Source organism: Streptomyces sp. SID12488 (assembly GCF_010548275.1).
In the GTDB taxonomy this organism is placed as follows: domain Bacteria; phylum Actinomycetota; class Actinomycetes; order Streptomycetales; family Streptomycetaceae; genus Streptomyces.
Genome location: NZ_JAAGLT010000022.1, coordinates 39,320 through 61,941, shown reverse-complemented (window position 1 = coordinate 61,941; position 22,622 = coordinate 39,320). Strand labels below are relative to the sequence as shown.

The 22,622-nt window shown below is 70.3% G+C and carries 18 protein-coding genes and 1 pseudogene; 11 read left to right on the top strand and 8 right to left on the bottom strand.

Annotated features, from left to right (window positions below; genetic code table 11):
- Nucleotides 1-165 (top strand): hypothetical protein, encoded by a 165-nt coding sequence (locus tag G3I56_RS28680; RefSeq protein ID WP_164413902.1) that lies wholly within the window; start codon nt 1-3, stop codon nt 163-165.
- Nucleotides 166-213: 48 nt separating this feature from the next.
- Here G3I56_RS28680 and G3I56_RS28675 read toward each other — a convergent pair whose 3' ends face one another.
- Entirely contained in the window at nt 214-582 is a 369-nt protein-coding gene (locus G3I56_RS28675; RefSeq protein ID WP_164413900.1) for an STAS domain-containing protein, read from the bottom strand.
- Nucleotides 583-1,723: 1,141 nt separating this feature from the next.
- On the bottom strand, nt 1,724-2,161 hold the full coding sequence (locus G3I56_RS43310) for a hypothetical protein (RefSeq protein ID WP_006381067.1): 438 nt from the start codon (nt 2,159-2,161) through the stop codon (nt 1,724-1,726).
- A gap of 628 nt (nt 2,162-2,789) precedes the next feature.
- On the opposite strand from G3I56_RS43310, the gene hemL reads away from it, so the two are divergent.
- From hemL to ccsB, 7 genes are all read left to right on the top strand, one after another.
- Nucleotides 2,790-4,112 (top strand): glutamate-1-semialdehyde 2,1-aminomutase, encoded by a 1,323-nt coding sequence (hemL, locus tag G3I56_RS28665; RefSeq protein ID WP_164414080.1) that lies wholly within the window; start codon nt 2,790-2,792, stop codon nt 4,110-4,112.
- Nucleotides 4,113-4,222: 110 nt separating this feature from the next.
- Entirely contained in the window at nt 4,223-4,870 is a 648-nt protein-coding gene (locus G3I56_RS28660; protein WP_164414078.1) for a histidine phosphatase family protein, read from the top strand.
- Between the two features lie 152 nt (nt 4,871-5,022).
- A complete protein-coding gene (locus G3I56_RS28655) occupies nt 5,023-6,402 on the top strand; it encodes a hypothetical protein (protein ID WP_164413898.1) in 1,380 nt (459 codons plus the stop codon).
- An 87-nt stretch (nt 6,403-6,489) separates the two neighbouring features.
- Nucleotides 6,490-7,131, top strand: a complete 642-nt coding sequence (locus G3I56_RS28650; protein ID WP_164413896.1) for a TlpA disulfide reductase family protein — start codon at nt 6,490-6,492, stop codon at nt 7,129-7,131.
- A 76-nt stretch (nt 7,132-7,207) separates the two neighbouring features.
- Entirely contained in the window at nt 7,208-7,930 is a 723-nt protein-coding gene (locus G3I56_RS28645) for a cytochrome c biogenesis protein CcdA (RefSeq protein ID WP_164414076.1), read from the top strand.
- Nucleotides 7,931-7,933: 3 nt separating this feature from the next.
- The gene (locus G3I56_RS28640; protein ID WP_164413894.1) at nt 7,934-9,703 is read left to right on the top strand and encodes a cytochrome c biogenesis protein ResB; all 1,770 of its coding nucleotides are present in this window, start codon (nt 7,934-7,936) and stop codon (nt 9,701-9,703) included.
- Nucleotides 9,704-10,831: a c-type cytochrome biogenesis protein CcsB gene (gene ccsB, locus G3I56_RS28635; RefSeq protein ID WP_164413892.1), complete on the top strand. Its 1,128-nt coding sequence runs from the start codon at nt 9,704-9,706 to the stop codon at nt 10,829-10,831.
- A 16-nt stretch (nt 10,832-10,847) separates the two neighbouring features.
- On the opposite strand, the gene G3I56_RS28630 is transcribed toward ccsB, so the two are convergent.
- The 4 genes from G3I56_RS28630 to G3I56_RS28615 all read right to left on the bottom strand — a co-directional run bounded on the left by G3I56_RS28630 (nt 10,848) and on the right by G3I56_RS28615 (nt 16,226).
- The gene (locus G3I56_RS28630; protein ID WP_164413889.1) at nt 10,848-12,479 is read right to left on the bottom strand and encodes a hypothetical protein; all 1,632 of its coding nucleotides are present in this window, start codon (nt 12,477-12,479) and stop codon (nt 10,848-10,850) included.
- On the bottom strand, nt 12,479-14,614 hold the full coding sequence (locus tag G3I56_RS28625; RefSeq protein WP_164413887.1) for a hypothetical protein: 2,136 nt from the start codon (nt 14,612-14,614) through the stop codon (nt 12,479-12,481). Before G3I56_RS28625 ends, G3I56_RS28630 begins: the two co-directional genes overlap by 1 nt.
- A 153-nt stretch (nt 14,615-14,767) precedes the next feature.
- A complete protein-coding gene (locus tag G3I56_RS28620) occupies nt 14,768-15,775 on the bottom strand; it encodes a 2-oxoglutarate and iron-dependent oxygenase domain-containing protein (RefSeq protein WP_164413885.1) in 1,008 nt (335 codons plus the stop codon).
- Nucleotides 15,768-16,226, bottom strand: a complete 459-nt coding sequence (locus G3I56_RS28615; RefSeq protein ID WP_164413883.1) for a nucleoside deaminase — start codon at nt 16,224-16,226, stop codon at nt 15,768-15,770. Before G3I56_RS28615 ends, G3I56_RS28620 begins: the two co-directional genes overlap by 8 nt.
- Before the next feature lie 190 nt (nt 16,227-16,416).
- On the opposite strand from G3I56_RS28615, the gene G3I56_RS44825 reads away from it, so the two are divergent.
- Complete coding sequence (locus G3I56_RS44825; RefSeq protein ID WP_164413881.1) at nt 16,417-17,697, top strand: PucR family transcriptional regulator; 1,281 nt, start codon at nt 16,417-16,419, stop codon at nt 17,695-17,697.
- Nucleotides 17,698-17,716: 19 nt separating this feature from the next.
- Here G3I56_RS44825 and G3I56_RS28605 read toward each other — a convergent pair whose 3' ends face one another.
- Nucleotides 17,717-18,613, bottom strand: coding sequence for a transglutaminase-like domain-containing protein (locus tag G3I56_RS28605; protein ID WP_343240083.1), 897 nt, complete (start codon nt 18,611-18,613; stop codon nt 17,717-17,719).
- On the opposite strand from G3I56_RS28605, the pseudogene G3I56_RS28600 reads away from it, so the two are divergent.
- Nucleotides 18,545-18,928, top strand: a pseudogene (locus G3I56_RS28600) (hypothetical protein); the annotation flags it as partial. The gene G3I56_RS28605 and the pseudogene G3I56_RS28600 sit on opposite strands and share 69 nt — an antisense overlap.
- On the opposite strand, the gene G3I56_RS28595 reads toward G3I56_RS28600, so the two are convergent.
- Nucleotides 18,925-19,674, bottom strand: a complete 750-nt coding sequence (locus tag G3I56_RS28595; protein WP_164413877.1) for a MerR family transcriptional regulator — start codon at nt 19,672-19,674, stop codon at nt 18,925-18,927. The pseudogene G3I56_RS28600 and the gene G3I56_RS28595 overlap by 4 nt on opposite strands.
- 91 nt (nt 19,675-19,765) lie before the next feature.
- Here G3I56_RS28595 and uvrA point away from each other — a divergent pair, with 91 nt between their 5' ends.
- Nucleotides 19,766-22,372, top strand: coding sequence for an excinuclease ABC subunit UvrA (gene uvrA / locus G3I56_RS28590; RefSeq protein WP_164413875.1), 2,607 nt, complete (start codon nt 19,766-19,768; stop codon nt 22,370-22,372).
- Nucleotides 22,373-22,622 lie beyond the last annotated feature (250 nt).

Below are 22,622 nucleotides of genomic sequence, written 5' to 3'. Positions count from 1 at the left end.
GTGGGTACTCTCGATGGAGGCTGGTCCCGGCCCGAACGGGCGGGAAGGACGGCGGCACGTTCGGTGGTCGGAGCCCATGCTTCCGGCTTCCTCACGGGCGTCCTGGTGCTGGGACTGCTACTGGTCCTGGTCCGGCTCCGCGGCCGGGTGTCGAGCAACACCTGAGTCGCGAGATCCCCGGCTTCCGTGATCGCGCCCGCCGGGCGCCGGCCGTCATCGCGCGTCGCCCGAGAGGACGGGTACCAGCTGGACGGAGCCGTGCGGCGGGACCGCCGCGAGTGTGACCGAGGTGCCGGTGATGTCGAGTATGCGGACGAGCGTCGGCGGCGGGTGATGCAGTCGCAGGGCCCCGCCGACGGCGGTGGTCCGCTGCGCGGCGAGGAGGAACTCGTTGAGTCCGCTGCAGTCGCAGAAGGTGACCTGGGTGAGGTCGATGTCGATGTCGCGGAGACCGTCTCGCAGGCACTGTTCCAGGGACACCCGCAGCAGCGGTGCGGATACGAGGTCGATCTCACCGGTCAGGGTGAGCAGCGCCCGTGTCCTTCGGTCATGGCGGTGGACTGTGAGCTGGGGCTGGGGCATAACGCCTCGGTTCGGAGCCCCTCCGGCAGCGGATGCGCTGGTACCGGAGTCCCGGCTTCCTGGGCGCGCTCCCGGCGGGGGTGTGTTTTCGACGGAGGCAGAGCAACGGCCGGTCCGACAGCCTGCGCGGCAGGACAGAGGAGCCACCCGGTTCCCTCCTGGGATGCGCCGGGTGACAGACGAAGCGTCCGCACCCCAACAGACATCTGTGTTCAGGAAACAAACATGCCGCCGGGGTCTGGGACGTCTATACAGCAGCCTAGCCCCTGCGCCGTTCGCTGGACAGGCCGAACTCGACCGGCTTGGGTCGAACCCGCGTTCGCCCGGGCACGATCTGAGACATTCTGGCATCCATCGACGCCTGCGAACTGCCCGTGCGAGGCCAGCAGTTCACTCCGGCCGCACCCGTCTCACCCGTCTCGCACGGCTCCTACGGCCTCATCCGGCCACGGGCGTCCGGAATCGCACGGTGTTGGTCCCGTCCAAGCCCGGTCTATGCTGCGGGCAGGGTCCTCGCCCCGCTGCCGACCACGGTCGGCGACGGGTCGGCGGCCCGCATACGTAGGCCCCCAGCCCCCGGGTCGCAGTGCGAATGCGACCACTGTGAGCGGCTGGAGCCGCATCGCCGACAACGCGGCTCCAGCCCTTCGTCCTCCCCAGCCCTGTTCGAGCCCGGGGTGAACTCCCGCGCACCCCGGGACGGGTGGTGAGGACGGTCAGTGCGAGGCGGCGACGGCAGGGGAGTCCGCGCCGTCCTCGTGCCTCTCGGCCGCCGCCGGTGCCTGCTGGCTCGCATCCGGCGGCGGCCGTGACGGCCAGGACACCGGCCCGCCGGTGGTTCCTGTCGCGGACTGTCTCCCGAAGCTCCTCGACGGCCCGGCGCCGGACCTGATCGCACATCCCCCGCGCCAACGGACCGCCTGCCTCGCACTGTCCAGTGTGCTCCTGTTCGGCCCGAGAAGCGCTCCTGGACGACAACCGGCGAAAACTTCCCAAGTCCACCTGATCGACACCGCGTTCACGGAAGCAGAGCCGGAGCACGAGGACGGCCCGACCGCCACCTGACGACCTGACGACCCCTCCGGGAGCACGAAAAGGGCGGAGTCCGAAGACCCCGCCCACAACACCAGGAAACCCCGGCTCAGGGCCAGACAAGGCAGTACGGCTGATGCCCCGCCTCATGCAGCCGATGGCTGAAGTCCTGCCACTCGTGCAGCAGTTGGTACACGTTGTACGCGTCTCGCGGCCCTCCGCGATCCGGCACCGTGGACCAGATGAACGCCGCCGCGCCCACCGCCTCCTCGCCTATGCCCCGTAGGGGGTCGACGACGGTCATCGGGAGTTTCACGACCGCGTAGTCGGGGTGCAGGACGACGAGTTCCAGCGGGGGCACCTTGTTGAGGGGGACGCCCTCGATGCCCGTGAGGACCATCGCGGCCATCGTCTCGGGCTTGATCTTGGTGAACATGCCGTTCATGCCGAGCTCGTCGCCGCCGAGTTCCTCGGGGCGCATCGAGATCGGGACGCGGGCTGCCGTGGCGCCGTCCGGTGCGCCAAAGTATTTGTACGTCACCCCCACCCGACCACCGTTCCCGCTCGCTGCCCGGAGTCGCTCGACACGCCGGTCGACGCTCTCGGGCACACCGTTCGATCCCATGCCCAGACCGGGAACCGTGCTCTGGCCAGGAACCATGCCCTGCCCCGCACCCGTTCCCTGCCCGGGCCCCATTCCCTGGGCCTGTGCCTGACGTGCCGCTTCTGCCGCTGCCGCTTCCTCCACGTCGCGTCGGTGCCTTCCCCGCCGGGCACGTCGAGGACCCAGGTCGTCAGTCCCCTCGCCCAGTCCGCCACCGCGATGCATATCTCCACCCGACTGCTGTTCTAGGACGCGCGAGCCCCGTCGCGCAACCCGATCATCGTGTCAGTGACCTCCCCCACGTCCGCCCGCCGAAACGTGCGTTGAAACACCTGTCCGCAGGATCTTCGCAGCCTCTGAACACCATCGTCTGCCCATCGTCCATATGTACGGCCCGATGAGCTGCGTGTCTCTGTGTCCGTGTGTGTGTCCGGTCCCAGTTTCGCAGACGGGTGGGGCCGACGCCCCCCTCTCGCGCCGCCTACCCTGAGGGGGTCACTGGCAACCGGAGCCCGAGAAGTCGGAGAAGTCGCAGGTCATGAGCGAAACGTCTAGCGGGGCAGCCAGCGGAATGGCGAGTGGGTTGCCCTATTCATACGAAGCGCCCGTCTCGCAGGGCCTCTTCGACCGTGCGACGGCCGTCACACCCGGCGGCGTCAACTCGCCGGTGCGTGCCTTCCGTGCCGTGGGAGGTACACCCCGGTTCATGGTGTCGGGACGTGGTCCGTATCTCACCGACGCCGACGGGCGCGAATACGTCGACCTGGTCTGCTCCTGGGGCCCGATGATCCTCGGGCACTCCCGCCCGGAGGTCATCGCCGCTGTGCAGGACGCCGTCTCGCGCGGTACCTCCTTCGGTACGCCGGGGGAGGGCGAGGTCGCTCTCGCCGAGGAGATGGTCGATCGCATCGATCCCCTTGAGCAGGTGCGACTGGTGTCCAGCGGGACCGAGGCCACCATGTCCGCGATCCGGCTGGCCCGCGGGTTCACCCGGCGCGCCAAGGTGATCAAGTTCGCCGGGTGTTACCACGGTCACGTCGACTCGCTCCTCGCCGCCGCCGGAAGCGGGGTGGCCACCTTCGCGCTGCCGGACACCCCGGGCGTCACCGGCGCCCAGGCCGGCGACACGATCGTCCTCCCCTACAACGACCTCGACGCCGTGCACGCCGCCTTCGCCGCGCACCCCGGCGAGATCGCCTGCCTGATCACCGAGGCCTCCCCGGGCAACATGGGCGTCGTACCGCCGCTGCCCGGCTTCAACCAAGGGCTCAAGGACGCGTGCGCGGCCAACGGCGCGCTCTACGTGTCCGACGAGGTCATGACCGGGTTCCGGACCAGCCGCAGCGGTTGGTACGGGATCGACGGCGTCCGGCCCGACCTGATGACCTTCGGGAAGGTCATGGGCGGTGGGTTCCCCGCCGCCGCCTTCGGTGGGCGCGCCGACGTCATGGCCCACCTCGCTCCCGCCGGGCCCGTCTACCAGGCCGGCACCCTCTCCGGTAACCCCATTGCCACCGCCGCCGGGCTCGCCCAGCTGCGGCTGCTCGACGAGGCCGCGTACGTCACGGTCGACGCGGTCTCCGCTCAGCTCCAGGGGCTGGTCGGCGAGGCGCTGAGCAAGGAGGGGGTCGCGCACACCGTGCAGAACGCCTCCAACATGTTCTCCGTGTTCTTCACGGACCGGCCGGTGCGTGACTACGAGGACGCGAAGACGCAGGAGTCGTTCCGCTTCACCGCGTTCTTCCAGTCCATGCTGGCGAACGGCGTCTATCTCCCGCCCTCGTCCTTCGAGTCCTGGTTCGTCTCCACGGCGCACGACGAGCGGGCCATCCAGAAAATCGCCGACGCCCTTCCGGCGGCGGCCCGTGCGGCGGCGGAGGCCACGGCAGCATGAGCGACCTCACGAACGACTCCAACAACTACAACAGCACCAGCAACTCCGACAGCACCAGCAGCACCAGCAACTCCGCCGGCTCCGACAGCGACATCACCGTCGTACACGTCATGCGGCACGGCGAAGTCGCCAACCCCGAAGGGGTGTTGTACGGGCGGCTGGAGGGCTACCACCTCTCCGAGCTGGGCCGGCGGATGGCCGACCGCGTCGCCGAGCACCTCGCCCCGCGTGACGTGACGTATGTCTGCGCCTCCCCGCTGGAGCGGGCGCAGGAGACGGCGACCCCCATCGCCAAGGCGCACGGGCTCGATCTCGCCTCCGACGCGCGGCTCCTGGAGGCCGAGAACGTCTTCCAGGGGAAGACCTTCGGCGTCGGGGACGGCGCCCTGAAGCGGCCCGAGAACTGGAAGCACCTGGTCAACCCGTTCAAGCCGTCCTGGGGGGAGCCGTACGTCGATCAGGTCGTACGGATGATGGGGGCGCTGGACGCCGCCAAGGACGCCGCACGTGGGCACGAGGCCGTGCTCGTCAGTCATCAGCTGCCGATCTGGATCGTGCGCAGCTATGTGGAACGGCGCCGACTCTGGCACGATCCCCGCAAGCGGCAGTGCACGCTCGCCTCTCTCACCACCTTCACCTACCGCGGCGACAAGATCGTGTCGGTCGGCTACACCGAGCCCGCCCGTGATCTCGTGCCGGCCCATCTCCTCGCCGGCGCCAAGCCGGTGAAGGGGAAGGACAAGGCCTTCGGGGCCTGATCAACCAAAAATTCGCAAACCTTCGCGCTTTGAGAGATTAGTGACACATTTGTTGCAATTGTTCCGAAGCACGTGACAATACGGGGAACCTGCCCGTTCGTCGTGCCCTCTGACTGGGTGAACCAGCGGTGAGTACGACGAATGGGGATCCCATGCACGGCAAGAACGGTGACGGTGGAAGCGTCGGCGGCGGCGTCGGTGGCTTCAGCCGGCGAGGTGCGATCGGCCTCGGCCTCGGTGCCGCCGCCGCTCTGGGTACCGCCGGCTGCGGAACCGTACTGGGGGAGGGGTCGAGCGGGTCCGGAGATTCCTCCGGTGACCGGCGGCCTTCCGGCAAGCCGTCCCGCCCCCGCCACACCGCCCCCGCCGCCAAACCCCTCGGTGACGGCTCCACCTCGTTCACCGGAAAGCAGCCCCACCAGCCCGGCAGGCCCGTGCCGCTGGAGGCCGGGCAGACCCCGCCGCAGTTCGTGATCTTCTCCTGGGACGGCGCGGGGGAGGTCGGCAACGGACTCTTCCCGCGCTTCCTGGACCTCGCGAAGACGCACGGCGCGCACATGACCTTCTTCCTCTCCGGGCTCTACCTCCTCCCCGAGTCGCAGAAGCGCAAGTACCTCCCGCCGAACAACGCCCCCGGCGCCTCCGACATCGGCTACCTCACCGACGACCACGTCAAGGCGACCCTCACCAACGTCCGGCAGGCCTGGCTCGACGGGCACGAGATAGGCACCCACTTCAACGGCCACTTCTGCTCCGGCCACGGCACGGTCGCCAACTGGACGCCTCAGCAGTGGCGCAGCGAGATAGAGCAGGCCAAGGGCTTCGTGAAGGAGTGGCGCACCAACACCGGGTGGACCGACCTGCCCGCGCTCCCCTTCGACTACGACAAGGAGCTCATCGGCGGCCGTACGCCCTGTCTCCTCGGCCAGAGCAACCTGCTGCCGACCGCCCGCGATCTCGGCTGGCGCTACGACGCCTCCTCGCCCGGCGGCCGGCAGGTGTGGCCCACGAAGAACGGCGGCATCTGGGACCTGCCCCTCCAGGCGATACCTTTCCCCGGCCACCAGTTCGAGGTCCTGTCCATGGACTACAACATCCTCGCCAACCAGTCGGTCAACTCGACCAAGGCCCCCGCCCACAACTACCCGGCCTGGCGCGAGCAGGCGACCGGCTCCTACATCGCCGGTTTCCGGCGGGCGTACGAGACGAACCGCGCCCCCTTCTTCGTCGGCAACCACTTCGAGCACTGGAACGGCGGCATCTACATGGACGCCGTCGAGGCCGCCCTCAAGCACATCGCGCGGGAGAAGGAGAAGGGCGAGGACGTCCGCCTCGTCTCCTTCCGGCAGTTCGTCGACTGGCTGGACGTACAGAAGCCCGAGGTGCTGGAGAAGCTGCGGACCCTCGACGTCGGGCAGCAGCCGGTCGGCGGCTGGAAGGGCTTCCTGGCCGCCCCGCAGAAGACCCCGACCGGGACCCCCACAGGCACCTCGACCAGCACCTCGACCGGGACTTCCACCACCGGCGCCTGAGGGACCGGAAAGGCCGCCTGAAATGCGGGTTTGTACCCGCAAGGGGGGTGCGCAAGATCCTCGGAACGGACATGCGAAACTTTTCACATGAGTGTCGCCAGCCGCGTCCCCCTCTCCTCGAACCGTCCCCGTGGCCAGGCCCGTAGCCGCCGGGCCGTGCTGTTCACCGCAGGGGTCGCCGCCTCCGCGCTGGCCCTGACCGCGTGCACCTCCGGCGGTACGTCCGGGGGTTCCGGCGACACCAACTTCGTCACCGGTACCGACGGTGTCATCGCCACGGTGGCCCAGGGCAAGCGGGTCGCCGCCCCCGACCTCTCCGGGCCGACCATCGACGGCAAGCAGCTGGACGTCGCCGACTACAAGGGCAAGATCGTCGTCATCAACATCTGGGGTTCGTGGTGCGGGCCCTGCCGCCTCGAGGCGAAGAACTTCGTCGCGGTCTCCGCCGACCTCAAGGACCAGGGTGTCCAGTTCGTCGGCATCAACACCCGCGACGGCGAGACCCGTCCGGCGGTCGCCTTCGAGAAGCAGTACGGCGTCACGTACCCGAGTCTCTACGACCCCACGGGCAAGCTGATGCTCCGCTTCAAGAAGGGCACGCTCAACCCGAAGGCGATCCCCTCCACGATCGTCCTCGACCGGGAGGGGAAGATCGCCGCCCGCGCGCTCGTGGCGCTCAGCGAGGACAACCTCCGCAAGATGCTCAAGCCCGTCCTCGCGGAGAAGTGACGTGAGCGGAGCGATCACGGACGTGACCGGCGTGCTCACGCTCGCCGCCTCCGTCCCCGAGGCCAACAAGACCGTGATGAGCGGGGCCCTGATACTGGCCCTGCCGATCGCCCTGCTCGGGGGCCTCGTCTCCTTCTTCTCGCCGTGCGTGCTGCCCCTCGTGCCCGGTTATCTGTCGTACGTCACCGGCGTCACCGGTACCGACCTCGGCGAGGCCCGCCGGGGCCGGATGGTCGCCGGGGCCTCGCTCTTCGTGCTCGGGTTCACCGCCGTGTTCGTGTCCACGGGTGCCCTGTTCGGGTACTTCGGGCAGACGCTGCAGGAGCACCAGGACACCCTGTCCAAGGTGCTCGGCGTGCTCATGATCCTCATGGGCGTCTTCTATATGGGCATGATGCCCTGGCTCACCCAGCGCGAGTTCCGCTTCCACAAGAAGCCCGCCACCGGACTGGTCGGCGCCCCCCTCCTCGGCGCGCTGTTCGGCATCGGCTGGACGCCCTGCATCGGCCCGACCCTCGCCTCGGTCAACAGCCTCGCCTTCGACCAGGCCAGCGCCGGCCGCGGGGCCGTACTGACCGTCGCCTACTGCATCGGCCTCGGCGTGCCGTTCGTGCTCGCGGCGGTCGCCTTCCGTAAGGCGCTCGGTGCCTTCGGCTGGGTGAAGCGCCACTATGTGTGGGTCATGCGCATCGGCGGCACGATGATGATCCTTACCGGTGTGCTGCTCCTTACCGGCGCGTGGGACCGTCTGGTGCAGGAGATGCAGACCTGGTCCGACGGCTTCACTGTGGGGATCTGATCGATGAGCAACACCACCGGCACCGGCAGCACCCCTGCCCCTGCCCCTGCCCCCGCCCCCGCCCCCGGGTCCGCGTCCGCGCCCAAGGACAACGACGACCAGGACCTCGGCGCCGCCGGTTCCCAGTTGTCCACCGCCCCCCGGGAGGAGGCTCCCGGGCTGCCCTCCATGGGCGTCATCGGCTGGGCCCGCTGGTTCTGGCGGCAGCTCACCTCGATGCGGGTCGCGCTGCTGCTGCTGTTCCTGCTGTCGCTCGGGGCGATCCCCGGCTCGCTGATCCCGCAGTCCGGGACGGACGAGACCAAGGTCGCCGACTTCATCCAGCGGCACAGCTTCCTCGGGCCGCTCTACGACAAGCTCGGGCTGTTCCACGTGTACAGCTCGGTGTGGTTCTCGGCGATCTACATCCTGCTGTTCATCTCCCTCATCGGCTGCATCGTGCCCCGCACCTGGCAGTTCGTGGGCCAGCTGCGCAGCCGCCCGCCGGGCGCGCCCCGCCGCCTGACCCGGCTGCCCGCGTACACGACCTGGCGTACGGGGGCCGAGCCCGAGCAGGTCCGCGAGGCAGCCCTCGTACTGCTCAAGCAGCGCCGCTTCCGCGCACATCTCGCCGGGGACGCGGTCGCCGCCGAGAAGGGCTATCTGCGCGAGGTCGGCAACCTCGCCTTCCACATCGCGCTGATCGTGATGCTGACCTCCTTCGCCTGGGGCCAGCTGTACAAGTCCGAGGGCAACAGCCTGATCCTCGAAGGCGGCGGCTTCTCCAACACGCTCACCCAGTACGACGACTTCAAGTCCGGCACCCTCTTCGACACCGACGACCTCGACCCCTTCAGCTTCAACCTGAAGGACTTCAAGGGCACCTACGAGACGACCGGCCCCAACCGCGGTACCCCGCGCACCTACGAGGCCGACGTCGACTACAGCGTGGGCGCGTACGGCAAGGCGAAGAAGCGCACCGTCAAGGTCAACGAGCCGCTGGTGGTCGGCGACTCGAAGGTCTACCTCACCGCCCACGGCTACGCGCCCGTCATCATCGTCCGCGACGGCAAGGGCGACATCGTCTTCGACCAGGCCGTCGCTCTCCTCCCTCTCGACTCCAACGTCACCTCCTCCGGTGCGATCAAGGTCATGGACGGCTACCGCAGCCCCAAGGGCGTCGTGGAACAGCTCGGCATCCAGGCCTTCTTCCTGCCTACGTACGTGCCGGGCAACGAGGTCGCCTCACAGTTCCCGGCGCTGGAGAACCCGGTGCTGAACCTGGCGCCCTACCACGGCGACCTCGGGGTCGACGCGGGTCTCCCGCAGAGCGTGTACCAGCTCGACAAGACCCACATGAAGGCCTACAAGGACGCCAAGGGCCGGCAGGTGCGCGAGAACCTGAAGCCCGGCGAGACCATGCAGCTCCCGAACGGCGCCGGTTCGATCACCTACCAGGGCACCAAGGAGTGGGCCAACTTCCAGGTCACCCGGCAGCCCGCCGCCGGCTGGGCGCTCGGCGGCGCGATCGTCGCCATCTTCGGTCTCGCCGGCTCCCTGTTCATCCAGCGCCGACGGGTGTGGGTGCGGGCGGTCAAGGGCTCCGACGGCGTCACCGTCGTCGAGATGGGCGGCCTCGGCCGCAGCGAGTCCGCCAAGCTGCCCGAGGAACTCGGCGACCTCGCCGGGATCCTGTACGACCAGGCGCCCGGTGCTCCCGATCCGGAAACCCCTGACCCCAAAACCCCCGACCCCGATACTTCTGCCGTACCTGCCGAAGGGGCTGAGAAGTAAATGTCTGCTCTCGCCACCGCGCCCGACCTCGCCCACGTGACGACTCTCGCCACCGCGACCAACGAGCACCTCGCGAACATCAGCAACACGCTGATCTACTCCGCGATGGCCGTCTACACCCTGGCCTTCTTCACCTACATCGCCGAGTGGATCTTCGGCAGCCGCAGCAAGGTCAGCCGTACGGCCGCCGCGCTCACCGCGAAGCCGGCCGGGGCGGCCGGGGCGAAGGCGCCGGAGGTGACCGTCAAGAACGCCGGCGGGACCGCCGTACTCGAGCGGCCGAAGGTCGTCGTGCGGGCCGCGGCCGGGGCCCGGGACGTGCCGGACGGGCCCGGCGCGCATGGCGGGGACGAGCAGGGCGACCTGTACGGGCGTATCGCCGTGTCCCTCACCGTGGTCGCGTTCCTCGTGGAGTTCTCCGGGGTGCTGGCCCGCGCGCTGTCCGTGCAGCGGGCGCCGTGGGGCAACATGTACGAGTTCAACCTCACCTTCTCCACCACCGCCGTGGGCGTGTACCTCGTCTTCCTCGCGCTGAAGAAGGACATCCGCTGGCTCGGCCTCCCCCTGGTCACGACCGTCCTGCTCGACCTCGGTCTCGCCGTCACCGTCCTGTACACGGCGAGCGACCAGCTCGTCCCGGCCCTCCACTCGTACTGGCTGTACATCCACGTCTCCACGGCGATCCTCTGCGGCGCCGTCTTCTACGTGGGCGCGGTCGCCACGATCCTGTACCTCTTCAAGGACTCGTACGAGAACAAGCTCGCGTCCGGCGGCAAGCCCGGCACCTTCGCGACCTCCGTCATGGAGCGGCTGCCCGCCTCGGCGTCCCTCGACAAGTTCTCGTACCGCGTCAACGCCGCCGTCTTCCCGCTGTGGACGTTCACGATCATCGCGGGCGCCATCTGGGCGGGCGACGCGTGGGGCCGCTACTGGGGCTGGGACCCCAAGGAGACCTGGGCGTTCATCACCTGGGTCGCCTACGCCACCTACCTGCACGCCCGCGCCACGGCAGGCTGGAAGGGCCGCAAGGCCGCGTACATCGCCCTGATCGCGTTCGCGTGCTTCCTCTTCAACTACTACGGCGTCAACATCTTCGTCAGCGGCAAGCACTCGTACGCGGGAGTCTGAGCCGCGACGACAAGGGTTACGACGGCGGCAGGCAGTCCTTCTCCGGGGGCCTGCCCGTCGGCCAGGCGATCTCGACGAAGCGGGCGTGCCGGTCGGGGGTCAGTTCCACGATCGGTACGGCCTTGTCGTACGGGTTGCCGTAGTTGTCCAGGCAGATCCAGCCGCTCGCGCCGTTGACCCGCCCCGACGAGCCCTTGATGAGCGTCCACTCGTCACCCACGTCGGCGAGTGTCGGCGCGCTCTGGCCGCTGGGCGTGGCCTCGCGGATGCCCTCGACGGTGAGCCGCATCGCGTCGTACGCGATGATGAGCTGACCGTCCTCCAGGTCGATGGCGCCGATCGGTGAGGGCCTGTCGCTCTTGGACTCCTTGTTGGCCTGGGCGGTGCTCAGGAGTTCGGCCAGATCCTGGGCGTCCGCCGCCGAACCCCCGCTCTTCGGGGGGGTCCTGAGCCAGGCGTCCGGGTGGGCGAGGGCGCTGTAGCGCACCGAGATGCCGTGCTTGAGGGCTTCCGGGTCGAGCTTCTTGTCGCCGGTGAGGTAAGAGGCGTCGTCCCCGGTCAGGATGGTGAACTCGCGCTGCTGGCAGCCCCGTTCACCGAGCGCGTTGATGAACTGGCGCAACTGGGTGTGGCGTCCGGCGAACAGGATGGTGTTCACGCCGGGCGCGGTGTCGCACACCAGCTCCCGGATCTGCCGGAAGTCGTTGGCGGTGGTCCCCTCCTTGGTGCGGTCGGTGAGCGGGGTGAAGGGCCACGGCTGGTAGCGCGAGCCCGTCAGCAGCTTCTCGAACGACGCCTGGAGCGTGAGCGTGTACGGGTCGCCCGGATCGTCGTACACCAGCACCGCCTTGTCGGCCGCCACCTTGGCGAAGGAGGCGAGCGCGCGGGCCTCGTCGGTGTTGGTGGGGGCGGTACGGGCCAGCCCCGGGAAGGGCTTCAGGCCCCCGGGGGCGCCCTGCTGGCCGTTGGCGAGGCTGTCGGCCGTGATGGACGTGCCGACGACGGGGATACCGCGCCTCGTCAGCTCCTTCACCGCCCGGGTGTTCTCCTCGGTGCTCAGCCCTATCCCGGTGACCGCGCGCAGCCGGTCCGAGGTCGTCGTCATCCGCTCGAGCTGGTCGACCGTGTGCTCCCAATAGGCGCCGGTACGGCCCGGGTTGGCCAGCACCAGCCGGATCGGCGGACCCTCGCCGTTCGCGTCGTGGTTCACCTTCCACTGGGCGAGATAGGCGCCCTGGAGCTCGTGCAGCACATCCCCGAGGTTGTCCTCGTCGGTCGCGGTGAACGGCTCGAACAGGGCGACGGTGACATAGCCGTTCGTGCCGTCTTTGCCGTCCGTACCGCCCTCGTTGTCCGTGAGGGAGTCGTTCTCGCGGTCGATCGCCCTGATCGTGGCGGTGAGTTGCTCCCGGCCGAAGGAGTAGTCGGTCGTCGACACGCCCACGCACTCGTCACTGCCTGCCGGCCGCACGACCCCCGGCGCGCAGGAACGGTCGTCGTGCGTGAGCGACCGGACCGCGAACCCGATCCCGGCCACCAGCGCCGCCGTGACCAGGAGGGCCAGATAGCGGCGCAGCGGGATCGCCCACACCCCCTCGCGCAGCCACGCCCCGAAGCCCCCGACACCCCTGAACCCGCTGCGAGCCATCACGCGCCTCCGTCGTTGCGGTTGCGGCCCCGGTCGTCGGAGGTGGCGTCCTCGTCGTCGCCCGGGGTGCGCAGCGGGCGGCCGGCCAGCGCCGCCTCGGGCCACTCCTGCGAGGCCTGCCACAGGAGCGCGTTGCTCGCGCGCGGGTCGTTGGAGAGCTGCTCCAGCTCGTAGCGCAGCCGGTCGCACAGCCTCCGGTCGGGCAGCACCAGTGGATCGGTCAACTGCCAGACCGCGTGCAGGAGTCGGCGTACCCGCAGATGCAGTACGGCGTCCACGTCGTCCGGCGGCAGTTGCGTGGCGTCGGTGTGGCCGAAGGCGATCCGGGCGCGCTGGTGGTCGCCGCCGACGAAGTCGTGGCCCTCGGCGTCGTGGGCGTGGAAGTAGGGCGCCGAGGCGATGAACAGAAGCGTGTCGAGCCAGGTGCTGGTGTCGAGGGTGTGGAAGGTGTCGCGCAGATACGCGACCGCCGATCCGGTGTCGCCGAGGGCGAGTTCGTGGTGGAGGCGGTAGCGGGCCGCAGACGGCTCGGGTCCCTCGTAGTGCTGGATGAGGGTCTCGTGGACGTCCCGCCACTTGCCGTGGTCGGCGTGCCGGTGGTGCAGGCGCAGCAGGAGCAGGGTGCGGACGAAGGCGTCGCCGACGAACTGGCCGGGAACGGCGGGCAGTCCCTCCGCCACGAGCCGGGTCTCCAGCGCGCGGACACTCGCCGGGCCGAAGTCGTCGGGGAGCTGGGAGGCGGCGAGCATGCAGGCCGAGTCGTGGTCGTGGGCGGCGGCCAGCACGGTCAACTCGTCGAGCCGGTCGGCGGGGACGAGCCGGTCGAGGAGTTCGCGATAGGCGGGCTGTCCCTCGCGGTCCTCGTGCAGGGCGAGTTCGGCGGTCAGCAGGGCGCCGAAGGGTGCGGTGGGCGGCAGTTGGGGGAGGTTCTGCCGGGCCGACTCGGCGACCAGCGCGATGCCCAGCGGGTTCCCGCACGTCAAGCGGTGTGTGGCGGGCGGGAGTTCGGCCGGGACGGGCACCGCCGTACCCGTGCACACCGCGTCCACGATGTGCAGGGTGTCGTCGGAGGACAGTGGCGGCAGCGACACCAGCAGGGCCCGGGAGGAGGCCGTGTCACCCGGTGTCCAACGGGTGTGCTGGACGGTCTCGCGCAGGTCCCGGCGTACGGCGTTGCGCAGTGAGGACTGGCCGCCGCTGCCGCGCACGGCGGCGATGAACGCGACCTGGTCGGTGATGCCCTCGGCGCGGTCGCGCAGCACCTGCTCGATCAGTTCACGCCCCGGCGAACCCTGCGCGTTGTCGACCAGGACGAGCGGACGGCCCAGGCGCTGCAGATGCGCCCGCATCCCGGCGTAGGCGTCGGTGAGGTCGGCGAGCAGGGCGCGGACGAGATAGCGCTCGGCGTGCTCGCGGGAGGTGCCGCCGGCCCTGAAGTGGTCGGAGAGCAGGCGGAGTCCGAGCTCGGCGCGGTCACCGGCGTTCGGGTAGGTCCGGTACCAGGTGGACGCCCTGCGCTGGCGCGAGCTCGAGGAACGTTCCGTCATCGCCTCCAGCGTGGCCTCGATGACCGCCGAGACCAGCGGGTCGTCGCTGATCGCCGCCGCGACCGCTTTCGAGGCCACCCGGCCCGCCCAGCGTGCGGCGAAACCGGTGAACCACGAGCCGCTCTCGTTGAGCAGCAGCATCCGCTGGACCTCCCAGCGGATGCGCTCGGTGTCGGCGTCGCCCCAGCCGCCGGCTGCCACCGCGATCAGGCCGGACATCAGCCGCGGGAAGGCGATCCGCCGGGCACCGGTGACGGGTTCGGCGAGCTGCTCGGCGATCACCAGGAGCGCCTGCGCGAGCGGCGACCAGGCCTGCGCCGGACGCGTCTCGGGCCCGCGGACGAGCTGCGGGTCCTCGCAGTCGATCAGCGCGACCGGGGTGTGCCGCTGGTAGGCGGCGCGCAGCTCACCGAGGACCACGCTCTTGCCGAGCCCGCGCCCCGCGGTGAGCACCACGAACGGCAGCTCACGCGGGTGCTCCAGGGGAGCGGCGATGTGATGGTGCGGTCGCAGTCCGACGAGCCGGGGCGCGAGCCCCGGCGGTTCGGTGTCGAAGAGCGCCCCGCGTCCGTGCAGCCGTCTGAGCACCGCATCCCTCCCCCTGGGGCCTGGCTCGCTGTCCAGTCTGCTGTGCAGTACTGCAACACCAGTGTAGGAAGAGGGAGTTGGATAGGACCAGAGCGCGTGATGTCCGTTGTGTTACGAAATTGTCGGCCCGATGCTCGCCTTCTGTACGTTCCCTCAGTCGACGGTGATCGAGTCCAGCTGGCCCCGGAGATAGACGTGCGAGTCGAAGGCCTCGTAGGCGACCCGGCCGACCGGCGCGGGTACCGACTCGACGATCGTGCCCGGGGTGCACTCGCCGAAGTAGACGAGGGACATCAGCTCCTCGGCGGGGGAGTCGGCCGGCGGCGGCAGCACCCGGTGTCGGCCCGAGCGCCAGCGGTCGCCGGTCCAACGGGCCATCAGGTCACCGATGTTGATGGTGAACGCCTCGGGGTCGAAGGGCGCGTCCTCCCACCCGCCCTCGTCGGTGTAGACCTGCAGCCCGCCCTTCCCGGCCTGCCGGTCGAGGATGGTGACCGTCCCGAAGTCGGTGTGCGGCCCGATCCGGAACTGCCCCGGCTCCGGCTCGCCGACCACTTCCACCCCCGGATACCAGTTGATGTTGAACCCGTACGTCGGATGGTCCATGTGCCGGGAGAAGAAGTCGGGTTGGAGCCCGAGAGCGGACCCGAGGAGGGTGAGCAGCTCCTTCTCCAGCTCGGCCATCCGGTCGAGATACTCCTCGCACAGCCTCCGCAGCTCGGGCGCCTCGGCGGGCCACACGTTGGGCGCGTACCACTCGGCGTTGACGGCCGGGTCGTCGAAGGGGTCGTGCGTCGCGAAGGTCAGCGACTCCTTCAGGTCCGGCGGGGTCTCGGTCCCCTCCGAGTACCCGTTGGCCTCGGCCCCAGGACCCAGCCACCCCCTCCCGCCGACCTTCGCCGTGTACCGCTCCTTCACCTCGGCGGGCAGCGCGAAGAAGGCGCGGGCCGCCTCCCGGATACCGGCCCGCAGGGCGGGGTCGACCCCGTGCCCGGTGACCAGCAGGAAACCGGCGGTCTGGAGCGCGGAGTCGACGGTACGGGCGATGTCGGCCCGGGCCTCCGCGTCGCCGGACAGCCAGGGCCGCAGGTCGACGGTGGGGATACGGGGTGCGGCGGGGGCCGCCGCCGACGTGGGGTCGCTCGACGTGGTGTTACTCACCGATGTCCTCATTCCACAGTGCGGGATTGTTCGTGATGAAGTCGCGCATCATTCCGACGCACTCGGGATCGTCGAGCAGCACGATCTCGACGCCGTGCTCGGCGAGCCAGTCGTGGCCGCCGTGAAAGGTGACGGCCTCTCCCACGACCACCCGGGAGATACCGAACTGCCTCACCAGACCGGAGCAGTACCAGCATGGGGAGAGCGTGGTGACCATGGTCGTCCCACGGTACGAACGCTGCCGTCCCGCGTTCCGGAACGCGGCGGTCTCGCCGTGCGCCGAGGGGTCGCCGTCCTGGACGCGCCGGTTGTGCCCACTCCCGAGCAGCGTGCCGTCGGCGCCGTAGAGCGCGGCACCGATCGGGATGCCGCCCTCGGCGAGCCCGGCGCGGGCCTCCTCGACGGCGACGGCGAGCCATGAGCGTGCCAGTGCCTGATCCAGCTGATCCATCCGGTCTCCCTGATCCACCTGATCCACCTGATCCACTTGATCCATTTGATCTGCCCGATCCGCCCAACCTGGCCGATCTTCCGGATACATGGGTTCACTCTCCTTCGGCGGAAACACCGGGGCAACGTGCGGAAAGTACTCTCCGGGCATCCCGCAGCAGGACGAAGTGTCAGCGCCTTGGGAGGCACCCGTGCCCGCACTCACCCTCCGTGAAGTCCTGGCCCTAGACCCGGTCCGCGCCGCCGAGCCCGAACTCCTCACCGGCGAGGCCGCGTTGGACCGGCCCGTGCGCTGGGTGCACTCCAGCGAGGTGTACGAGGGCGCGAACTTCCTCGACGGCGGCGAACTGCTGCTGACCAACGGTTTCGGCCTCACCGACACCGACGAGGAGGTACGGCGCCGCTACGTCCGGGAGCTGACCGCCCGGGGCGCGGCGGGCCTGGCCGTGGAGATCGGCCGCTCGCTGCCCGCCATGCCAACCGAGGTGACGGACGAGGCCCGCCGTCTCGGTCTGCCCCTCCTCGCCCTGCGCCGAGTCGTCCCCTTCGTACGCATCACGGAGGCCGCCAACCGCGCGATCGTCGCCCGGGGCCTGTCCGGCCGTACGGTGGTCCGCCCCTGGGGCGACGACCACACCGCCGCTCTGCTCGCCGACCTCGCCGACGGCCAGGCCCTCAACCAGCCCGAGGTCGAGGCCCGCGCCGCCCTCGCGGGCTTCCACCCCGGGCCCGGCGCCCGCCTGATCGGCGTCTCCGTACACGGCACACGGGACGTCGGTGCGGTCGACCGGGCGGCGCGCATCCTGGGCGGGGCGGTGCTGCGGGCCGCCTTCCCCGGGGACGTGCTCGCCCTCCTCGCGGTGCGGCCGGCGCCGGGGGCGAAGACGGGACGGGACCCGGTACGGGCGGTGCAGGACGCCTTCCGCACGGCTGCCGCTGCCCCCGGCCTCACCGTCGCCGTGGGCCACGCCGTCGACGCCGGCAACGGCTGGCTGCGCTGGAGCGAGACGCTGCGCGCGGCCCGTACGACCCTGGAACTGGCACTGACGGTGCCGCCACCGGAGCCGAACGCCCCGCAGGGCCCCCTGGTGACGTCGTCCCGGGCCCTCGCCCTCGAACGCGAACTGACCCGAGGGGGCGTCGACGCCAACCACGACCGCCTGAGCCGTCTGGTCCAGCACACCCTGGGCCCGCTCCTGGCGTGGGAGGCGGCCCACCCCAGCGACCTGGTCCGCACCCTGGAGGTCCACCTCCGCAACGGCTGCTCACCCACCCGCACGGCGACCCTCCTTCACATCGGCCGCCAGTCCCTCTACCAGCGCCTGGAACGCATCGAGTCCCTCCTCGGCCTGGAGATCGACGACCCGGACCTGCTGGGCGAGCTGCTCACGGCGGCCTGCGCGTGGCGGGTGGTGCGGGGGACGGGGGCTGGGGCGGGGCTGGGAGCGGGTGGTCTGCGGACGGTGGCGTAGGCGGTCGGCGGGGGAGGAGTCAGAAGGGCCGGAGGGTGACGTGACGTGGTGGGTTGTACTCGGACATCTCCAGCACGGTGTTCGGCGTCCGCAGCCCGTCCTCCGCGGCGAAGATCCGCCGGGCGGCCTCGAAGGGAACGTCGTCGGGGGCGACGATCACTGACACCCGGTCGTACAGCTCACGAAGAGGCTCGGTCATGGTCTGCCCGTCCGCCTCGGCCTCCGTCCCCCAGATGTCCCACAGCAGGGTCTCCACCTTGTTCAGCGCGGCGAGGTCGAGCCGCACGTTGCCGGCCACGAACCACTCGCCGTTCAACGGCCCGTCCGGGTACAGCCCGAAGGTACCGGGGTCGGCGTCACCGGCCCGGATGTCCCGCCAGGCGCGGCCCGCGACCTGGAAACGGTCACGTGGTACGTCCATCGGGTCGAAGTCGAGGCGACCGCCGGTCGTCACGTCCGGATCGGCGAGCTGCGCGTCGGCGAGGAGCCAGCCGCGCGCGTCGTCCCAGTACTCGGTGACCACGTGGTCGCAGTGGAACCCGTCCGTCCGGAAGTAGTCGGCGAACCCGGACCGCACCCGGGCGGGAACGCCGCTGTGCCGCAGCAGCGAGCAGTGCAGCAGCGCGAAGTCCCGGCAGACACCGACGAACCGGTCCCCGGCCGAGCGCCGCCGGGTCAGCGCGGAGCCGTCGCGCGCGATGACGATCCGGAGGATGTCGTCGACGTAGCGGGTATCGGCGTCGTGGTGCAGCCGGTCGGTGGGATGCGTGTGCCGGAACTGGTCGCCCTCGCCCCGGTGGATCAGCAAATCCCGCGCTGTACGCGCGAGTTGAGTGGGGTCGGAGGGGAGGCCGGCGTACAGACGGGCGAGCCGCACCCCGGCCTCTCCGAGGCACAGCTCCGTGACATGGTCGATCGGCACGGGGTCCGGGTCCTCGCCAAGGTGGCGACCAACCCGGAGGCGTCGGGGGCGCTGCTGGAGGACCTCACCCGTCACAGGCCGCCGGTGAAGAAGGCGTTGCGCGAGATCGCCCGGCACCGCAACGCGACACCTGGGGCGCTGCTCGCCTGCCTGGAGGACGACGAGGCGAGATCCCTTGCCGCCGGCCACCCGGCACTCCCGCCCCCGGCCGTCGTGGAGCTGCTCGCCGACGATGACTGGCAGGTGGCGGAGGCGGCGACGGGCAATCCGTCGCTGCCGCGTGCGGTGATGCGGGATCTGGTGCCTTAACTGTTCGCGGCCCGCTCGATGTTGTCCATGAGGTCCATATGGTCGAGGTACTCCGCCAGCCGCCCCGCCCCCGCCAGCATCGCTCGGGTACGCCCCGCCAGTGCCTCCCCGCGTGCCGCGACCGCCGCTCGCAGTGCCTCCGTGCCGCCCTCCCGGCGCAGTTCCTCCAGTACCGGACGGATCTGGTCCAGGAGGTAGTGGCTGCGGCGGAGGGTCTGGATCAGGCGGGCGTCGCGGATGTCGTCGGGGCCGAACTGCCGGTAGCGCGTGCCGCGTTCGCGGGCCGGGGTGAGCAGGCCCGCCGCCTCCCACACCCGCAGCGCGGACGTCCGTACGCCGAGCAGCGCGGCCACCTCGCCGATCCGCAGGTCGGCCGTGGGGGCCGTCGCCCTCGGGGCCCGTCGGCCGGCCAGCGCCTCCAGGGCCTCGCGTGTCGCCCGCAGGGCCGTCCGCTGCTCGTGCAGCCCGGCGTGCGCCGCGTCCACGAGCGCGAGGGCACCGGGCAGGTCCCCGTCGTGCAGGGTGCGCATGACGGCGGTCGCCGCGAGTGGCCCGTACCCGGGCTGCAGGGCCCGGTAGGTGAGCAGCGCACGGCGGTGTACGTCCCCGAAGACGCGGTAGCCCGACTCCGTCCGTGCCGCCGGGGGCAGCACGCCCGCGTCCTCGTAGTTGCGGATCTGCTGCGTCGACAGGCCTGCCAGCCGGGCCAGGTCGACGGGCCGCAGCCGTACCTCATGGTTCGTCACGGATTTGAAGCTTAGAGGCAGTCAAGCCAAGTCAATCCGAGGGTTTATGAGGGAAAGCCTCAACAAGAACTTCAATGAAAAACTTGAAGGTATGGATGACCGAAGTTCCGTGATGCACATCAAAGGTGCCCGTCTCCACAACCTCAAGAACATCTCGCTCACGATCCCGAAGCAGAAGCTGGTAGTCGTGACCGGTCTCTCCGGCTCCGGCAAGTCCACGCTCGTCCTCGACACCCTGCACCGGGAGAGCCACCGGCAGTACATGGAGGCGTGGGGCGTGGCGACCGCCGGTGTCAGCCGGCCCTCCGTCGACTCGATCACCGGCCTGTCCCCATCCGTCAGCGTCGACCAGCGTCCGGCAGGGCGCGGCCCGCGCTCGACGGTCGGCACGGCGACCGAGGTCTTCACCTATCTGCGGCTGCTGTGGTCCCGGATCGGCGTACGCCCGTGCCCCGGCTGCGGGGCGGAGATCCCGCCGTCGTACGCCCACGACCCGGAGAGCGACGAGGAGGCGGAGGCGGGAGCGGAGAACGAGGTGGGAGTGGAGGGGGAGTACGCCACCTGCCCGAACTGCTCCACCCCCGTGCCCCAACTCGTCATGGGCTCCTTCTCCTTCAACAAGCCCGCCGGTGCCTGCCCGTCCTGCACCGGGCTCGGCGAGGTGATCCGGGTGGACGTACGGACCCTGGTCGACGAGAAGTCGAGCGTCGCCGCCGGTGCGGTGCGCGGCTGGCCCAGGCAGCTCGTCGAGCGGAACCTGCCCCTGCTGCGAGCCGCGGCCCACCACTACGACCTCACCTTCGACACGGATACCCCGGTGGCGGAACTACCTACACCCGCGAGGGACTTGCTCCTGTACGGGGTCGAGTCGCCGGAGTTCCGCAGTCACCTCCCCACCCTCGGGGCCCTCGGCATCGAGCCCCCGGCCACCGTCTCCGCGGGCCGTTTCGAGGGCGTCGTCACCGCGTTCATGCGGCGCTACGCCGACCGCGTCGACGACACCGCCTACCGGCAGAAGGCCGAGCGCTCGATGGTGAAGGAGACCTGCGGGGCGTGCGCGGGAACACGGCTGCGCGCCGAGAGCCGGGCCGTCACCGTGCACGGGCTCGGCATCACAGAGGCGTCCCGTCTCCCGCTCGACGAACTCGCGGACTGGGTAGCGGAGTTGAGGGCGTTCTCCACCGGGGACGAGTGGCGGTTCGCCGAACCGGTCGTCGCCGACCTGGAGGAACGGGTACGCCGGCTCGTCGACACCGGGGTCGGCTACCTCACCCTCGACCGGTCGAGCACCAGCCTCTCCGCGGGCGAGTCCCAGCGGCTGCGCCTGGCCGCGCTGCTCGGCTCGGGCCTCACCGGCATGCTGTACGTCCTCGACGAGCCGACCATCGGGCTGCACCCCGCCGACACGGCCCGCCTCATCGACGTACTGCGCCGCCTGCGGGACCTGGGCAACACGGTCCTCGTCATCGAGCACGACCTGGACGTGCTGTGGGCCGCCGACCATGTCGTCGACATCGGTCCGGGCGCGGGCCGGGACGGCGGCCGGGTCGTCGCCGAGGGAACCCCGGATGAGGTGGCGGCGACGGAGGGGTCCGTCACCGGGGCGTATCTGTCGGGCCGGCTCCAGCACCCCGTAAGCAAGCAACGTCCCGATACGAACGCGGAGTTGGTGATTCGCGGTGCTCGTGCCCACAACCTCGGGGACGTCACCGTACGGATTCCGCTCGGGCGGCTGGTGACGGTCACCGGACCGTCCGGCTCGGGCAAGTCGACGCTGATACTCGACGTGTTGGGCAGGGCTGCACATCAACGCCTCGACACGGGACGGGTGTTGTCGGCCGCCATGATGTCCCCGGGGGAGCATGACGGTATCGACGGCTGGGAGCACCTCGACAAGGTCGTGACGATCGACCAGGAGCCGATCAGCCGCCTCCCGCGCTCGAACGCGGCGACGTACGCGGACGTCTTCACCCCGGTCAGGGAACTCTTCGCCGCGCAGGAGACGGCGAGGTCGCGGGGGCTGACTCCGGCAGCCTTCTCCTTCAACGTGCCCGGCGGGCGCTGCGAACGGTGCGAGGGCGCCGGTGTGCTCGCCGTGCACATGCACTTCCTGCCCGCGGTGGAGGTGCGGTGCCCGGGCTGCCGGGGCCGCCGGTTCCGGAGCGAGGTGCTCGCGGTGCGTTACGAGGGGTACGACATCGCCGGGGTGCTGGCCGCCACGGTTGACGAGGCGCTCACCGTCTTCCGGGGCGTACGGCAGATCGCCGCCCGCCTGCAACGGCTCTCGGACGTGGGCCTCGGCTACCTGCCCCTGGGTCAGCCCGCCACCACCATCTCCGGCGGCGAGGCCCAACGCCTCAAGCTGGCGAAGGAGTTGGGGCGCCGCGCGACCGGCCGCACCCTGTACCTCCTCGACGAGCCGACCACAGGCCTGCACGCCGCCGACACCGCGCGCCTCCTCGACGTACTCCAACGCCTCGTCGACGCGGGACACTCGGTCGTCACGATCGAGCACAACCTCGACGTCATGCGCGCCTCCGACTGGATCATCGACCTCGGCCCGGAGGGCGGCGCCGGGGGAGGACTCGTGGTCGCGGAGGGAACACCGGAGCAGATCGCGGAGGCGGCGGGGGCGCTTGGCGGGGCCCGTTCCCGGACGGGCGGGTTTCTGCGGGAGGGCGTACGGGCGATGAGGTGATCGCCGGCGCGACGGGCACGAAAGGCGTGACCGGTGGGGGTGGGGCGGCCGGGGCGGTGGTTTCTTTCGCGGCGTTTGTTTCCCGGGTGCCGGGGCTTGGTAGGAGTCGGTCATGCGCCGCTCGCACACGCGTGCGGCGAAGGGGGAGGCATGTATGACGGGGAGTGACTTCGGCGGCCTCGGTAGCCGGTTAGACGGGGAGTTCTTCACACCAGGGGGTTCGTCGTTCACGGAGTTCGTGGCAGCTCAC

Excerpts from the sequence above, each read along its gene's own strand:
- G3I56_RS28615 (WP_164413883.1), bottom strand. The coding sequence starts at position 16,226 with ATGGATCAGCTGGATCAGGCACTGGCACGCTCATGGCTCGCCGTCGCC.
- G3I56_RS28660 (WP_164414078.1), top strand. The coding sequence starts at position 4,223 with ATGCGGCACGGCGAAGTCGCCAACCCCGAAGGGGTGTTGTACGGGCGG.
- G3I56_RS28645 (WP_164414076.1), top strand. The coding sequence starts at position 7,208 with ATGAGCGGGGCCCTGATACTGGCCCTGCCGATCGCCCTGCTCGGGGGC.
- G3I56_RS28640 (WP_164413894.1), top strand. The coding sequence starts at position 7,934 with ATGAGCAACACCACCGGCACCGGCAGCACCCCTGCCCCTGCCCCTGCC.
- G3I56_RS28675 (WP_164413900.1), bottom strand. The coding sequence starts at position 582 with ATGCCCCAGCCCCAGCTCACAGTCCACCGCCATGACCGAAGGACACGG.
- G3I56_RS28630 (WP_164413889.1), bottom strand. The coding sequence starts at position 12,479 with ATGGCTCGCAGCGGGTTCAGGGGTGTCGGGGGCTTCGGGGCGTGGCTG.
- ccsB (WP_164413892.1), top strand. The coding sequence starts at position 9,704 with ATGTCTGCTCTCGCCACCGCGCCCGACCTCGCCCACGTGACGACTCTC.
- G3I56_RS28650 (WP_164413896.1), top strand. The coding sequence starts at position 6,490 with ATGAGTGTCGCCAGCCGCGTCCCCCTCTCCTCGAACCGTCCCCGTGGC.
- G3I56_RS28655 (WP_164413898.1), top strand. The coding sequence starts at position 5,023 with ATGCACGGCAAGAACGGTGACGGTGGAAGCGTCGGCGGCGGCGTCGGT.
- uvrA (WP_164413875.1), top strand. The coding sequence starts at position 19,766 with ATGGATGACCGAAGTTCCGTGATGCACATCAAAGGTGCCCGTCTCCAC.
- hemL (WP_164414080.1), top strand. The coding sequence starts at position 2,790 with ATGGCGAGTGGGTTGCCCTATTCATACGAAGCGCCCGTCTCGCAGGGC.